11 protein-coding genes and 1 pseudogene are annotated in these 14,398 nt (G+C 68.9%); 10 read left to right on the top strand and 2 right to left on the bottom strand.

Annotated elements, in window-relative coordinates:
• Window positions 1-4 precede the first annotated feature (4 nt).
• The 10 genes and pseudogenes from B4F19_RS13170 to B4F19_RS13125 all read left to right on the top strand — a co-directional run bounded on the left by B4F19_RS13170 (window position 5) and on the right by B4F19_RS13125 (window position 11,505).
• Entirely contained in the window at window positions 5-406 is a 402-nt protein-coding gene (locus B4F19_RS13170; protein ID WP_292735589.1) for an ArsR/SmtB family transcription factor, read from the top strand.
• Window positions 403-909: an SRPBCC domain-containing protein gene (locus tag B4F19_RS13165; RefSeq protein ID WP_292735586.1), complete on the top strand. Its 507-nt coding sequence runs from the start codon at window positions 403-405 to the stop codon at window positions 907-909. The genes B4F19_RS13170 and B4F19_RS13165 overlap by 4 nt, the downstream gene beginning before the upstream one ends.
• 148 nt (window positions 910-1,057) lie before the next feature.
• Complete coding sequence (locus tag B4F19_RS13160) at window positions 1,058-6,268, top strand: lamin tail domain-containing protein (protein WP_292735583.1); 5,211 nt, start codon at window positions 1,058-1,060, stop codon at window positions 6,266-6,268.
• A 134-nt stretch (window positions 6,269-6,402) separates the two neighbouring features.
• Window positions 6,403-6,756: pseudogene (locus tag B4F19_RS13155) on the top strand (holo-ACP synthase); the annotation flags it as partial.
• A gap of 140 nt (window positions 6,757-6,896) precedes the next feature.
• A complete protein-coding gene (gene alr, locus B4F19_RS13150; protein ID WP_292735580.1) occupies window positions 6,897-8,036 on the top strand; it encodes an alanine racemase in 1,140 nt (379 codons plus the stop codon).
• Window positions 8,033-8,539 carry a tRNA (adenosine(37)-N6)-threonylcarbamoyltransferase complex ATPase subunit type 1 TsaE gene (gene tsaE, locus B4F19_RS13145; RefSeq protein WP_228177206.1) on the top strand — a complete coding sequence of 169 codons (507 nt, stop codon included), beginning with the start codon at window positions 8,033-8,035 and terminating at the stop codon, window positions 8,537-8,539. Before alr ends, tsaE begins: the two co-directional genes overlap by 4 nt.
• A 299-nt stretch (window positions 8,540-8,838) precedes the next feature.
• Entirely contained in the window at window positions 8,839-9,528 is a 690-nt protein-coding gene (gene tsaB, locus B4F19_RS13140) for a tRNA (adenosine(37)-N6)-threonylcarbamoyltransferase complex dimerization subunit type 1 TsaB (protein WP_292735577.1), read from the top strand.
• Complete coding sequence (gene rimI, locus B4F19_RS13135; protein WP_292735575.1) at window positions 9,525-10,043, top strand: ribosomal protein S18-alanine N-acetyltransferase; 519 nt, start codon at window positions 9,525-9,527, stop codon at window positions 10,041-10,043. Before tsaB ends, rimI begins: the two co-directional genes overlap by 4 nt.
• Window positions 10,040-11,140, top strand: a complete 1,101-nt coding sequence (gene tsaD, locus B4F19_RS13130; protein ID WP_228177203.1) for a tRNA (adenosine(37)-N6)-threonylcarbamoyltransferase complex transferase subunit TsaD — start codon at window positions 10,040-10,042, stop codon at window positions 11,138-11,140. The genes rimI and tsaD overlap by 4 nt, the downstream gene beginning before the upstream one ends.
• The gene (locus B4F19_RS13125; RefSeq protein WP_292735573.1) at window positions 11,137-11,505 is read left to right on the top strand and encodes a DUF4190 domain-containing protein; all 369 of its coding nucleotides are present in this window, start codon (window positions 11,137-11,139) and stop codon (window positions 11,503-11,505) included. Before tsaD ends, B4F19_RS13125 begins: the two co-directional genes overlap by 4 nt.
• A 115-nt stretch (window positions 11,506-11,620) precedes the next feature.
• On the opposite strand, the gene B4F19_RS13120 is transcribed toward B4F19_RS13125, so the two are convergent.
• Together B4F19_RS13120 and B4F19_RS13115 are read right to left on the bottom strand one after the other, a co-directional pair.
• Window positions 11,621-12,814: a class I SAM-dependent methyltransferase gene (locus B4F19_RS13120; protein ID WP_292735570.1), complete on the bottom strand. Its 1,194-nt coding sequence runs from the start codon at window positions 12,812-12,814 to the stop codon at window positions 11,621-11,623.
• Between the two features lie 40 nt (window positions 12,815-12,854).
• On the bottom strand, window positions 12,855-14,192 hold the full coding sequence (locus B4F19_RS13115; RefSeq protein ID WP_228177200.1) for a PHB depolymerase family esterase: 1,338 nt from the start codon (window positions 14,190-14,192) through the stop codon (window positions 12,855-12,857).
• Window positions 14,193-14,398: the final 206 nt, after the last annotated feature.

Below are 14,398 nucleotides of genomic sequence, written 5' to 3'. Positions count from 1 at the left end.
TCTCATGCACGCCCTCGACATCCTCGGCGATCCGGTTCGGCGCCGACTGCTCGAGGTGCTCTCCCACGGCCCGCAGCCCGCAGGTGTGCTCGTTGACCTGGTCGGCGGCGAGTTCGCCATCAGCCAGCCCGCCATCTCGCGGCACCTGCGGCTGCTGCGTGAGAACGGCTTCGCGGATGCCGAGATCGATGGCGCCCGGCGGATCTATCACCTTCGCGCCGACGGCCTCGACGCTGCTGCGACGTACCTCGACCGGCTGCGCGCACCCCTTTCCCAACGTCTCGACGCTCTGCACACCGAGATCGCGCGCGGCAGGTCGGCGCGGCGACGCGGCGAGGCCGCTGCCGAGCCTCGCCTGTCAGCGGCATCCGGCATTCCCATCACTCCCGACCAGGAGGCATCATGACCCTCGGCGCTCCACGGATCACGCGCGACGGCGACCGGTACCACCTCGAGTACTCCGAGGTCTATGCGACCGACATCGACGACCTGTGGTCGGCAGTCACGACCACCGAGCGGCTGTCGCGGTGGATGGCGACCTACCGCGGCGATCTGCGCGAGGGCGGTGCGTGGGAGGTGCTGGGATCGGACGGCGAGGTGTGGTGTCGCGGTGTGGTGACCTCGTGCGCTCCACCGCGGGGCTTCACGACCACCTGGCACGCCGTGGGTGAGGACCCCACCGAGCTCACGGTGAGCCTCGCACCCGACGCCGCAGGAACCCGCCTGACGCTTTCGCATCACGGCATCCAGTCAATCCTCTACGGGGCCGGGTGGCAGAGCTATCTCGAGCTCTTGGCGCAGGGGCTGGCAGCGCCCGATGCCGTCCTCGTCGACGACGCCGCGTGGGACGCGCGATTCGCCCAGCTGCGGCCCGTCTACGACGAGAGATTCGCCGCGCTGCGCGACTGACCCGGCGGGTGGAGACGGCGCCGGTCGGGGAGCGAATCGCGGGGGCACCGAGTGCTCATCCGCCTGTCACGGTGTGTTCACCTCGGCGTCGCCAGTGGTCACATCGGCCTCGTAGGTTCGCAGGGTTTGCTCCAGACGAAAGCTGTTGATGTCTCTCTCCACGCCTGCGCGCCTGTTCCGTCCGTTCTCTCTCCTCACCGCAACCGCGATTCTGGCCACACCCCTGGTGGTTGCCGCACCGGCCGCAGCGGCGTCGGAGACACCGCACCTCCTGATCACCGAGATCGCTCCCGACAACGTGGGCTATGACGATTTCGAGTTCATCGAGGTCCACAACTTGGGCACCGAAGCGGTCGACCTGGATCTCGACAGTGTCGGACTGTCGTACATCTACGCAGACAGCGACGACAGGTCCTCGGACGTGCCGCTGACCGTCGAGCCCGGAACCGTCATCGACGCGGGCGAGACGCTCGTGCTCTGGCTGAGCTACACCACCTCGACCGTCGACAGCTTCGCCAAGACCGTCGACGACTTCCGCTCCCACTTCGCCGCGACCCAGCCCCAGACCGACTACGACGTCGTCCGCGTCACCGGCCAGTCCGGGATGGCAAATGGGGGCGGTCGCGGAGTTCGGCTGAGCGTCGCGGATGCCGAGGTCTCGCGCGCCTTCGTCCCCGTCGGCGGTGCGGGCACCGACCTGAGCGTGCACTTCCAGGTTCCGGCATCCGGCACCTCTGCGGCAGTCCTGTCGACGCTTGCCGATGCGACGCCCGGCGTGGTGGTTCCCGAGGCGCTCATCGCCGAGGAACCGGAACCGGTCGTCGAGATCGCACCCCGCGACCTGATCGTCACCGAGTTCGCGCCCGACAACGAGGGCACCGATCGCTGGGAGTACGTCGAGGTCTACAACACCACCGATCACGACATCGACCTCACTGCCACCAACACGACTGTCGTCTACGACTACGTGTCGAGCTCCAAGGCTCTCGCCTTCCCCGCGGGAAGTGTCATCCCCGCCGGTGAGGCGGCGCTGCTGTGGCTCCAGTACTCGCCGAACACCGACGGTTACACCGCCGACGACTTCCGTGCGTTCTACAACGCTGACGCTGAGCTCACCGTCATCCCGATCACGGGCCAGTCGGGGTTTGCGAACGGCGGGGGTCGCGGCATCCGTCTGGTCTCGGGCGAGACCGTCATCACCGAAGCCTGGTACGAGGCCGGAGAGGTGGGGAGCGGCACGAGCGTGAACTACCGTTTGCCGGCCCGCCTGACCGAAACGATGATGGCTGTGCTCGAGGCGACGGTGGCGCCAACGCCCGGTGTCATTCCGGCAGACACGCTCGTCCCGGCACCGTTCGCTCCGCAACCCGATGCCGATCTCGTGACGGCGCCGCTGCAGATCACCGAGGTCGCGCCAGACACGGCGAATGTCGGCGGGTCCGATGCGTACGAGTTCGTCGAGGTCTACAACGCCACGAGCGCCCCGGTCGACTTCTCGGACTACACCCTGAAATACCTCTACCCGCTGGCCGACCTCACCAACTCATCGACGACGCTGTGGCCGGCGACCGTTCGTGACGCGGTCATCCCCGCGGGCGGCACGATCGTCTTCTGGATCAAGAACGGCGCCAACGACGCGCTTACGGCAGCCGACTTCAACGCCCACTTCGGAAGCTCACTCATCGCCGATGAGAGCCTGTTCGAGATCCGCTCGGGCGGGATGTCGAACTCCTCCGCTCGAGGGCTCGAGATCACCACGAACACCGGATTCACCGTCAACCGCGCGTACTACAACCTTGGTGGCGTCGACGATACGACCGCCGACCAGCCGATCCAGTACGCCGTCAACCACGACGACCTGACTCTGCAGACCAAGCTCGGGACCTCCGGCGCGACGCCCGGGGCCATCGCCCCCGAGCAGGTCGACGACGGACTGATGATCGTGCCGGCTGACACCACGGCTCCCGAGATCGCCGACCAGACGGCAGCCGAGATCGCCCCCGGCATGGACTTCGAGATTGCCGTCCAGTCCACTGACGACATCCAGGTCAAGACTCTCTCGATCACCGTGCGCAGCAACCTTGACGCACAGCCGATCCGCCACGAGATCGTCTCGGACGGCGCCGATGGCTACGTCCTGCCGATCGCCGCTGCCGACCTCACCGGCAAGCGCTGGTTCGAGTACACGGTCGTTGCCAGCGACGGAACAAACGAGTCGGTCGTGGGTCCGGTTCGCGTGGCCCTTGCCGGGGTCGACACGTCGCCGGTGCGCCTGAACGTCACCGACGAGCAGTGGGTACGCGGTGAGGTGGGACTGATCGCGGGCGGCGACACCTACCCCGCCGAGGTCGAGCTCAGCATCGACGGTGCCCCTGTCGCGGCGACGCCTCAGCTGGAGGCGGCACCGGTGTTCGCGTTCGAGGCGAGCGGTGTCGACACCTTCTTCCGCAACGGCGTGAAGGCCGGTGACGACGTCCTGCACATCTTCGACGACGGGATCTACTCGGGCTGGGACACCATCTCGACCGCGGTTCCGCTCGACTACGTCACCGCTGGCCAGAGCGTGACCGTCAGCGTGTGGGCCGGCACCAAGGCCGCGCCCGAGATCAACCTCGACGAGAACAATGATGACTTCTCGATCAAGGGCTTGCGGCTCATCCTGCCCGACGGCCGCACACTGACGCCTGCCGGTTACGACGATCCGACAGCAGTGCTCGCGATGGGCGACAGCGCCGGCAAGTACGACTACTACGACGCGACGTTCACCATCCCGGCCGACGCCGCCACGGCCGTCAGTTACGCCTGGGACACCACCGCGGTGGCCGACGGTGAGCACCTCGTCTCGGCATCCGATGGTGGTACCGAGGTCGACGCGCAGGTTCGTGTCGACAACACGCTGCCTGACGTCACGACCGATCTCGAGGCGGACAAGCTCTACCAGGGCACGTTCACGATCGACGCGCAGGCGAGCGACATCGGCTCCGGTCTCGTCTCGCTGGAGACGACCCTCGACGGCCGCGTGATTGCGCTGCCCTACGAGACGTCGTCGCTGACACTTGCCGAGGGCGACCACGAGGTCGTGATCACCGCGACGGATGCCGCTGGCAACGTCACTGAACGGGTCATCGCCTTCCGCACTCCCGTCGAACACCCCGCCGTCACGCTGGTGTCGCCGGCCGACGGTGCCAGCCTCGAGGAGGGTTCGGTGACCCTCGAGGCACGGGCCGTCGACCCCACCGGCGACCTCCTTGACGTGACCTTCGCCGAAGGGCACGCGCTGAGCGTGGGCGACGGTGTCACGGCGGCGACCGGCACCGTCGGCACCGCCGACACGACCGACCGCTCCGGTGCGCGGAACCTCACCGCCGACGAGGCAGCCCAGCTCGGCACGTTCGACGGCGAGACACTCGTCGAGGCATCCGACACCGCGTTCCCGTACCACCTGTTCGACGCGACGGTCCCCGCCGACGCCGGGGATGACGCCCGCGTCCGGGTGCACTGGGAGGGCTCGGCCAACGCCGACGCCAAGCTGCTGCTCTATGCGCTCGGCGTCGACGGCGCGTGGGATGAGGTCGATCGTCTCGTCACGACGGATGACGTCACGACGGTCAGTCTCGACGCTGTCCTGCCGGTCGCCGACTACGCTCTCGACGGCACCGTGCGACTGCTCGTGCAGCACTCCGAAGGGTTCGCCGGCGAGAACCTGTCGTCACGCGAGAGCGCGGTCGAGCCGCGGAATGCCGATGACACGCTCCGCTCGCAGTACGACTTCACCCTCGCTGTCGAATCCGACACGCAGTACTACAACGAGGAGTTCCACCAGCACCAAACAGCGATCCACGACTACCTGCTGGCCGAGCGGTCTGACCTGAACCTGCAGTACCTGTTCCACACCGGCGACATCGTGGACGACTACGACCAGCTGTGGCAGTGGGACTACGCCGACCCGGAATACCAGAAGCTCGACGATGCGGGTCTGCCCTACGGCGTGCTGGCGGGCAACCACGACGTCGGCCACAAGGAGGTCGACTACACCAACTACGGCACCTACTTCGGGGCTGACCGCTACCAGGAAAACCCCTGGTGGGGCGGCGACTACAAGAACAACCGCGGCCACTACGACCTCATCACCGCCGGTGGCATCGACTTTCTGATGCTCTACATGGGCTGGGGCCCCGGCGACGACGAGATCGCCTGGATGAACGAAGTTCTCGCTCAGTACCCCGAGCGGATCGTGGTGCTGAACCTGCACGAGTACATGCTGACCACGGGAGGTCTCGGGCCGATCCCGCAGCAGATCTATGACGAGGTCATCGCCACGAACCCCAACGTGCGGATGGTGTTCTCAGGTCACTACCACGACGCGTACACCCGCATCGACGGCTTCGACGACGACGGTGACGGGACGGACGACCGTCAGGTCTACCAGATCCTGTTCGACTATCAGGGCCTGGCTGAGGGCGGTCTCGGCTACCTCCGCCTCCTCCACTTCGACAACGAGAACCAGCAGATCATCGCGCGCACGTACTCGCCCTCGCTCGACGACTACGACGCCGATGACCCCTCGCTCGATCCCGAGCACCAGGAGTTCACGATGCCGTATGCCGCTCTCGGCATCCAACCCGCTCAGAAGGTGCTGCGCACCGACGGCGTTCGGGTCGACATCCTGACATCGCACGAGATCGGCGCGGTGAGTGACGTTGAGAGTGGCGCGACGACCTCGGTGACGTGGGATGCCGCACCCGGCGAGTACGGCTGGTATGCGTCATCGGTCGACCCCTTCGGTGCAGCAGCTGATTCCGAGGTCCGTACCCTTACGGTGCTCGCTGCCTCGGGCCCCGGCGGTGGCGACAACCCCGGTGGCGGTGGCTCGGGTGATGGCGATGGCTCCGGTAGCGGTGACAGTGACGGCAGGCCGACCGAGAACACGGTTCCCGTGAGCGTCGCAGACCTCGACCCATCGCTCGAAGGCGCCATCGCTCCGTCGGGAACGCTCCGTGTCGGCGACCCGATCACCATCTCGGTGCCGGGTCATGACGGAGAGTGGGTCCAGGTGTGGCTCCACTCCACGCCCACCCTGATCTCGGGATGGACGAAGGTTGCGGGCGGAACCGTGACGGCCACCGTTCCGGCGTCCGTGCCGGCCGGCACCCACACACTCGTCGTCCAGAACAGCAGCGGCGTGATCGGATGGGCGACGGTCACCGTCGAGGGGGCTGCCGGGCAGGCAGTGATCAGCGACGGCGTGATGGCGCAGACAGGTGCCGACGGGCTCCCGCTCGGCATCGCCGGTGCTCTCGCGCTCGTGGCGATCCTTGTCGGCGCCGGAATCCTGGTCCGGCGTCGCATCGCCTCCTGACACAAGCGGGGCGGCCGATACCAGCCAGCGCCTGATACCAGCCAGCGCCTGATACCAGCCAGCGCCTGATACCAGCCAGCGATAGGGTGGCGGATGCTGCGGCATCCGTCACCGCCGCCGGCTGAGGAGAGCCCATGATCGTCGGGATCGGCGTCGACCTGGTCGACATCGAACGCTTCGAACGGACGATAGCGCGCACCCCGAAGCTGCTCACGCGGCTCTTCTCGCCGGCTGAACGGATGCTGAAACCACGGTCTCTGGCTGCACGCTACGCCGCGAAGGAAGCGCTCATCAAGGCCCTCGGCGGGTCGGACGGCGTGCACTGGACCGAGATCGAGGTCACGCCCGAGGCATCCGGTCGCCCCTGGTTCAGCCTCACCGGGTCAACCGCCGAGGTCATCGCCGCGCGGTCGATCACGACCCTGCACCTGTCGATGTCTCACGACGCGCACCTGGCGACCGCCTACGTCATCGCGGAGTCCGCTGCGGAGCCGCGGGCGCGAACCCACACGCCCGGTGCCGAACCCACAGCATCCCCCGCGGAAAAGGTGTGGGCTGACGCGGACGGTGTGGGTTCGGCGACAGGGGCTGAGTTCGCGGAAGCGGTCGAGGACCAGGAGGGAACGGCATGAGCGTGATGCCGGGGTCGAGATTGCCGGAGGGGACGCTGCGCGAGGCATCCGTCGATGTCGCAGCGATCGCCGCGAATGTGCAGCACCTGCGACGGATGACGAACTCCGAGGTCATCGCGGTCGTGAAGGCCGACGGGTATGGCCACGGCGCGACGCGGTCCGCCGTCGCGGCGCTGGCGGGCGGTGCGACGCGAATCGGCGTCTCAGACATCACCGAGGCACTCGCCCTGCGCCGGGCGGGCATCACCGCCCCGATCCTCGCCTGGCTGCACGCGCCCGGGACCTCGTTCCGCGAAGCTGCCGGGGCTGGCATCGAGCTGGGCATCTCGAGTTTCGACCAGCTGCAGCAGGCCTCGGCCGCGGCGTCAGTCGACCGACCCGTCGGTGTGCACCTCAAGCTTGAGACCGGGCTCGGGCGCAACGGCGTCGCGCCGGCTGACTACGGTGTTGTCTTCGCCGAGGCCGCGCGGCTCGAGCGCATCGGCAAGCTGCGGGTGATCGGACTGTTCAGCCACCTCTCGAACACGAGCGCCGAGGACGACCGCGCGGCGCTGCGCGTGTTCCTGGATGCCGCGGGCTCGGCGGCAGCGCTCGGTCTCGCGCCGCCGCTTCGCCACCTCGCTGCCACCCACGCCGCGATCGCCCTGCCCGAGACACGGCTCGGATGCGTGCGGCTGGGTATCGGGATCTACGGCCTCTCGCCGTTCGCCGACCGCAGCTCCGCGGATGTGGGCCTGCGCCCCGCGATGACACTGCGCGCGGCAGTCGCCGCGGTGCGCCGCGTGGATGCCGGACACGGCGTCTCGTACGGGTATCAGCACCGCACCGAGCGCGAGAGCACCCTTGCGCTCATCCCGATCGGGTACGCCGACGGGGTGCCGCGAAACGCCTCCGGGCGGGGGCCGGTCTGGATCGGCGGCAAGCCGTTCTCGGTAGCCGGACGCGTCGCCATGGATCAGTTTGTCGTGGATGTCGGTGACCACCCGGTGGCGGTGGGCGACGAGGCAGTGCTGTTCGGCGACCCGACGCTCGGCGTCCCGTCCGCCGACGACTGGGCGCGCGCCGCCGACACGATCAACTATGAGATCGTGACCCGGATCGGTCCGCGCGTGCCGCGGCGGCAGGTGTCGTCGTGAGCGGCTTGGATGCCCTGATCGGCGACCGGGAGATCACGAGCCCCGCCGACATGCACGCCCTCGGGGTGCAGATGGGACGGATGCTGCATCCGGGCGACCTCGTCGTGCTCACCGGGGTCCTCGGCGCCGGCAAGACGACCCTCACCCGCGGGATCGGCGAGGGGCTCGGCGTGCGCGGCCCCATCCAGAGTCCGACCTTCGTGCTCGCGCGGACCCACCCGTCGCTCGTCGGCGGGGCGCCACTGGTGCACGTTGACGCCTACCGCCTGGGATCTGCGGCAGAGCTCGATGACCTCGACATCGACTACGACGGCTCGGTCGTCGTGGTCGAGTGGGGGCGCGGGATGGTGTCGGGCCTGCGCGATCACTGGTGGGATGTCGAGCTGCAGCGCGAGTGGCATGGTACGGGCGTCGACACCGCCTGCGGCACGTACTCGCGGGCTACGGAAGACCTCGCCGCCGACGCGCCGCGCCTTGTCAGCATCCGTCGCGAGCCCTCCTGATCGGTCGGGGCTCGGCGCTGGTTCGCGCGCTGATCCCACGTGTGCGGCACTTCTGTGCATGCGCGGCGCATTGATGTGCAGCTCATGCATCGTTCAGCCGCACACGTGGGGCAGAGACGGCGGGGCCCGCGGGCTCGTCGGGCCGCGGGCAATGCGCCCCCGCCACCGCGCGGGCGGTCCTGCCCGGGCCGAACGCAGGATGAATCAGGTGCCACGCGCTTAAAACACGCCCGCGGCGGCAAGTGGGCCTGCAAACGGCACGCAGCTGCCGGGTGCCCGGGCGCGGATACCCTGGATAGGTGATTCTCGGCATCGATACCTCGGTCGGCACCGCGGTGGCGGTCGTCGAGGTAGATGGCGTGGTGCTTGCCGAGGCCTTGAGCGCGAACCCGCTCGGACACGCCGAAGTCATCGGCGATCTGCTCCATACCGTGCTCGGCACGGCGCGCGCCGATGCACCCCTCGGACACGCCGGCGCCGGCACACCCGGTGAGCGTCCAGAGATCACGGCGGTAGCGGCGGGTATGGGCCCCGGCCCCTTCACCGGCCTGCGCGTCGGCATCGCAGCAGCCCGCACCTTTGCGCTCGGGCGCGGCATCCCCGTGGTCCCGGTGGTCAGCCACGATGCTGCAGCCCTCGGCATCCTGCTCGATCAGGCCCTCGCCGGTGAGACGGGTGCCGAGCGTTTCGCGATCGTCACCGACGCCCGCCGCCGCGAGTTCGCCTACACGGTCTACGAGGGCGTGGACGACGACGGCCTGCCGGTCCGGGTCACCGAACCCGCCCTCACCCCGCGCGACGAGATCGAGGCCGTGCTCACCGGGCTTGGTGCGGAGCGCCGCGACACGACGGCGGTCTCGGCAGCCATGGTCGCACTGGTCGCCGCGCGGTCGCTCGCGGCGGGGCGCGAGGTCGGCCCCCGTGACGCGCTCTATCTGCGCTCGCCCGACGTGACGATATCCGCCGGGCCGAAGAAGGTGGGCGTATGAGCATCCGCCCCGCAACCGCCGACGACCTCGCCGCGATCATGGCAATCGAGCGGGCCTCGTTTCCCTCCGACGCGTGGTCAGAGGCGATGATGGCCGGCGAACTCGCGTCGCCGCATGGCTCATACCTGGTGGTCGAAGAGGCGGGGCGGGTCATCGGCTACGGCGGGGTGCGCGCAGTGCGAGGGGCAGCTGATGCCGACATTCAGACCATCGCGCTCGATGCCGCCGAGCGAGGCACAGGCCGCGGACGGATGCTGCTCGCCGCGCTTCTCGAGTGCGCCCGCAACGCGGGCGCACGGACCGTCTTCCTCGAAGTGCGCGACGACAACCCGGTAGCCCGAGGCCTGTATCGCCGCGAGGGCTTCATCGAGACCGGGCGTCGCCCGCGCTATTACCAGCCCGACGATGTGGACGCGATCATCATGCAGCTCGACCTCGTGGGGTGGGATGCGGCGCGTCGCGAGGCCGCCGGAAATGAACCCACCGCCGTCGCATCCGGGGGAGTGTGCACGTGAGCGCCGCCGAACCGCTCGTCCTCGGGATCGAGACCAGCTGCGACGAGACCGGCATCGGTATCGTGCGCGGGCGCACACTGCTCTCGAACACGATCGCCTCGAGCATGGACGAACACGCCCGCTATGGCGGAGTAGTCCCCGAGGTCGCCGCGCGCGCACACCTCGAGGCGCTGCAACCGACGATCGAAGCGGCGCTCGCCGAGGCGCAGGTCCAGCTCGGCGACATCGATGCCGTCGCCGTCACCTCGGGTCCGGGGCTCGCGGGGGCGCTCATGGTCGGCGTCGGCGCCGCGAAGGCGCTCGCCGTTGCGCTCGACAAGCCGCTCTATGCCGTCAACCACCTCGTGGGCCACATCGCGGCAGACCTCCTCGACGCTGACGCGGAGCCGCTGGAGTACCCGACGATCGCGCTGCTGGTCTCGGGTGGCCACACGTCGCTCCTGCTCGTCCGCGATCTCACGAGCGACGTCGAGCTGCTCGGCGAGACCGTGGATGACGCCGCCGGCGAGGCCTTCGACAAGATCGCCCGCATCCTCGGCCTGCCCTACCCCGGGGGACCCGAGATCGACCGGGCCGCGGCATCCGGATCTGACGGGAACGGCGGGACGCGACCGGGGGACCCGAACGCGATCCGTTTCCCGCGGGGGCTCTCGCGGGCGAGCGACCTGGCCGAGCACCGCTACGACTTCTCGTTCTCGGGGCTGAAGACAGCCGTCGCGCGCTGGATCGAACAGCAGGATGCCGCGGGCCAGCCCGTCTCGACAGCGGATGTCGCCGCATCCTTCCGAGAGGCCGTCGTCGATGTGCTCGTCACCAAAGCGCTGGCCGCGTGCGCTGACTATGGCGTGCCGCGGCTGCTGCTGGGCGGCGGAGTCATCGCGAACCGGCGGTTGCGCGAGGTCGCGCTGGAGCGCGCCGCTGCGGCTGGTGTGACGGTGCGGATTCCGCCGCTGTCGCTGTGCACCGATAATGGGGCAATGATCGCGGCGCTCGCCTCGGAACTGATCATGGCCGGGCGTGCCCCGTCGACGATGGCTTTCGGGGCCGACTCGACCCTGCCGATCACCGACATCCAGGTCGCGGGGGAGGCAGGATGACTGATCATTCTCGGGGGTTCTCGCGGTTTCCGACGGCCCCGGTCGATGTGCCGACCACCCTCAGCGGCCCCGACCCGTCGCCGGACCACCCGGGGTGGGAACCGGATGCCGGACCCGTCGAGCCCGCGAGCTTCGACCGGGGGTTCGCGGGGTGGGCCCTGGGGTTCGCGATCGTGGGCCTTGCTGTCTCGCTGTTCGTCGGGTGGGGCTTTGTCATCGGGATCGTCGCGATCGTCGCGGGCATCATGGCGCTGCGGCATCCGCGGGACAGCAGGCGCGTCGCCGTGTGGGCTATCGTGCTCGGCGGTGTGTCGATCCTCTACAGCGCCGGCTGGCTTCTCTACGCCTGGGCCGTGCTGACCTGACTCCGGCCAGGGCCCGGGCCCGGTGGATTCGGTCGCGCCGTGTTGTGGGTCGGGTGGGCTGGATGTCGCAGGACGGCGCGACCGAACGGGAGGGGTCGCCCGCCGAGAGGTCAGGTCAGGGGGCGGGCGGAACGCGGTCGGCAAGGATCGCGACGCGGGAGCCCCCGACACGGGTCATGATGAGGGTCGCGGATTCCTCACCCTTCAGCTTGAGGCTCTGACGGAGGGCGGCGGGATCGACATCCACTCCCCGCTTCTTGATCTCGAGGATGCCGATATCGCGCTCCTTCAGCGCCCTCGCGAGCTTCTTCGTGTCGGAGGGGAGCACCTCGCGCACGCGGAAGCTCTGCACGAAGGGGCTCGTGACCGCGTCATCCCCGGTGAGGTACGCGATCTTCTCCGCCAGCATCCCCGCCCGAAGCGACCTCGCAACCTGTCCGATGAGCCGGGCACGGATGACTGCGCCGTCGGGTTCGTGGATGAACTGTCCGAGCGCGCGCACCGGTTCGTCCTCGCTGTCTGCGGGCGCCGTGAGCTCGGCGGCGTGCTGCCCGCGCAGGATCAGCGCCGACCGCGTCACGCCCTCGCGCGCGAGCGCGCCCGACCACAGCACGAGCTCGATCGTCGAGCCGTCGGCACTGACCCACTGCGCCTCGTACCCGTCGGGGATGCGATCACGATCGAGTCCCGGCCCGAGCTTTATACCGGCCGGCATCCGGCTGGTGAGTTCGAAGACCCACTCCAGCGGCGGCGACCAGTCGTCAGCGCGCGCGCGTCCCGTCTCGCCCGCCTCGCGCCGGGCGGGGTCAAGCCAGACAGCCTCGACCCCGCTGAGATCCTGCTCCTGAGCGAGCCCGTGGCGCACGGTGACCGCGGCCCCGAACGGTGCGAGATTGACGGTCGCGAGGGCCGCGGTCACCTCGTCGGCGTCGATGGCGCCGACACGGATGCCGAGACTTGCCAGAGCCAGCGCATCACCGCCGATCCCGCAGCCGAGGTCTGCGACGTGCTCGATTCCCGCGCGACGGAACCGCCCGGCGTGATGGGCTGCCACCGACAGGCGTGTCGCCTGCTCGAGACCGGCGCGGGTGAACAGCATCCGTCCCGCGAAGTCGCCGAACTTCGACCGCGCGCGCTCCCGAAGCCGCGCCTGGGTGACCACTGCCGACACCAGATCGGGGGAGTGGCCGGCGCTACGCAGCCGTGAGACGATGCGCGCCACCTCGTCGCTGGAGGAGACCGGACCGAGGCTGTTCAGCAGGTCGAGCCCCGCCGGCGTCAGCAGCGCCCGCACCTCGGCGATGTCCATCCATCCACCCTAGGTGCGGGCGCTGCACGCGGCATCCGTGTCAGCTGCAGCTGCTTACGAGATCCCAGGAGGATGCCGAGATGCGCTGCAGACTCGTCACGGTGGCGTCGCCGAGACCGAGGTAGTCCTGGGTTCCGATCGCGTAATACGGGTTGTAGGGGTTCACCCCGTAGGAGGTGGCCCGCCCCGCAGCCTTGTGGGCGGCGTTCGTTGCGGTCACGCAGTCGCTCGGCGGGACTGTCGGCGTCGGCGAAGGAGTGACCGTCGGTGTCGGTGTCGGCGTTCCGGTTGGTGTCGGTGTGGGTGTCGGCTCGCCTGACCGGTCGACGCGGCGGTTGTTGTCGAAGAAGAACTCCGTCACGTAAGCCGGGTAGTCGATGCTGTTCGCGCTGATGTACGAGCCGCCCGATCCCGCACCGGCTGGCCAGTTGTGGCCGAGCCCGGTGTTCTGGATGACGGAGACCCGAGGCCCTTCGGCATCCGAGTACAGCGTCCCCGAACCCGACGTGTTGGTGCCGGCAAGGCCCGACAGGCCGAAGCTCGAGGTCTGATCGGCGTCGTAGATGTCAGCCATGATCTGACCGTTCAGCGTGTTGTACCCGGGCGCGACAGTCGAGTCATTGCTGCCGTAGACGACCGAGGTCAGCTGCGTGTCGAAGGCGCCGGATGCCGAGCTGGCGAAGCCCGTGCACGTCGATACTCCTTGGTTCTTCGAGACCGCCACCGACGAGATCTGACCGGAGGTGGTGCCCACCGTCGGTCCGGCGTTGATGCCCATCCCGGCGAACACGTCAGGCGCGAGGCATCCCATGACCATCGTCTGCCCGCCCCCGGACGAAAGTCCCGAGACGTACACCTGGTCGGCGTCGATATCGAGGCTCGTGCGGGCGGTGAGTGTCGAGGCCAGCGAAAGCAGGTTGTCGTCGTGGCGCGATGGCGCGCTGCGCGAGTGATTCGCGTCGTAATAGTCCCAGCAGCCGAGGATGACTCCGCCGTTCGGGGCATCCGGCAGCGCGACGATCATGCCGTACTCGTCAGCAGTCTGTGCCCAGTTGCCCGCGGACTGCAGATCGGATGCCTTCTGCACGCATCCGTGGAGCGAGATCATCAGCGCGCGACCGGAAGGCAGGGCGGCAGCCGTCGTCGGGGTGTACAGGCGCACCGACATCCCGGCGATCGTCTCGGTCGTCCACGTGCCGGTGCCGCCGGTCGAGCCGCCACCCGATCCACCGCCGCCGTTCGTGCAGCCGGGCAGGGTCTCGAATCCCGGGGGACAGGTGATCGCCTGAGCGGCGGGAGCTGCGACGGCCAGGCCCGCCACCGCCAAGCCGGCCGCCAGGAGCGCGCCGATTGCGCGCTTTCGGACACGAGAGAACATGCGTCATCCCTTCGTCGGCGCCCCGGCCATCGCCCCGGGCGCCATCGCACGGTCGTCCCGGTCGGAGCACGGGCATCCCTCTCCAGCGAGCGGATGCCGAGGTGCGTCATCGCACGGCACTCACGCTAACTGAAAGATGATTCATATACCAGGTAAAGTTCGCGTGCATGACAGGACTCTCCTCGCCGGTGGATCGGGCGTCGCCG

Source organism: Microbacterium sp. UBA1097 (assembly GCF_002313585.1).
GTDB lineage: Bacteria > Actinomycetota > Actinomycetes > Actinomycetales > Microbacteriaceae > Microbacterium.
This window is presented reverse-complemented; position numbering and strand designations above follow the sequence as displayed.

What these genes read in the sequence shown, in the direction of transcription:
- B4F19_RS13170 (WP_292735589.1), top strand. Translation starts at nt 5, where the DNA reads ATGCACGCCCTCGACATCCTCGGCGATCCGGTTCGGCGCCGACTGCTC.
- B4F19_RS13165 (WP_292735586.1), top strand. Translation starts at nt 403, where the DNA reads ATGACCCTCGGCGCTCCACGGATCACGCGCGACGGCGACCGGTACCAC.
- B4F19_RS13160 (WP_292735583.1), top strand. Translation starts at nt 1,058, where the DNA reads ATGTCTCTCTCCACGCCTGCGCGCCTGTTCCGTCCGTTCTCTCTCCTC.
- alr (WP_292735580.1), top strand. Translation starts at nt 6,897, where the DNA reads ATGAGCGTGATGCCGGGGTCGAGATTGCCGGAGGGGACGCTGCGCGAG.
- rimI (WP_292735575.1), top strand. Translation starts at nt 9,525, where the DNA reads ATGAGCATCCGCCCCGCAACCGCCGACGACCTCGCCGCGATCATGGCA.
- B4F19_RS13125 (WP_292735573.1), top strand. Translation starts at nt 11,137, where the DNA reads ATGACTGATCATTCTCGGGGGTTCTCGCGGTTTCCGACGGCCCCGGTC.
- B4F19_RS13120 (WP_292735570.1), bottom strand. Translation starts at nt 12,814, where the DNA reads ATGGACATCGCCGAGGTGCGGGCGCTGCTGACGCCGGCGGGGCTCGAC.
- B4F19_RS13115 (WP_228177200.1), bottom strand. Translation starts at nt 14,192, where the DNA reads ATGTTCTCTCGTGTCCGAAAGCGCGCAATCGGCGCGCTCCTGGCGGCC.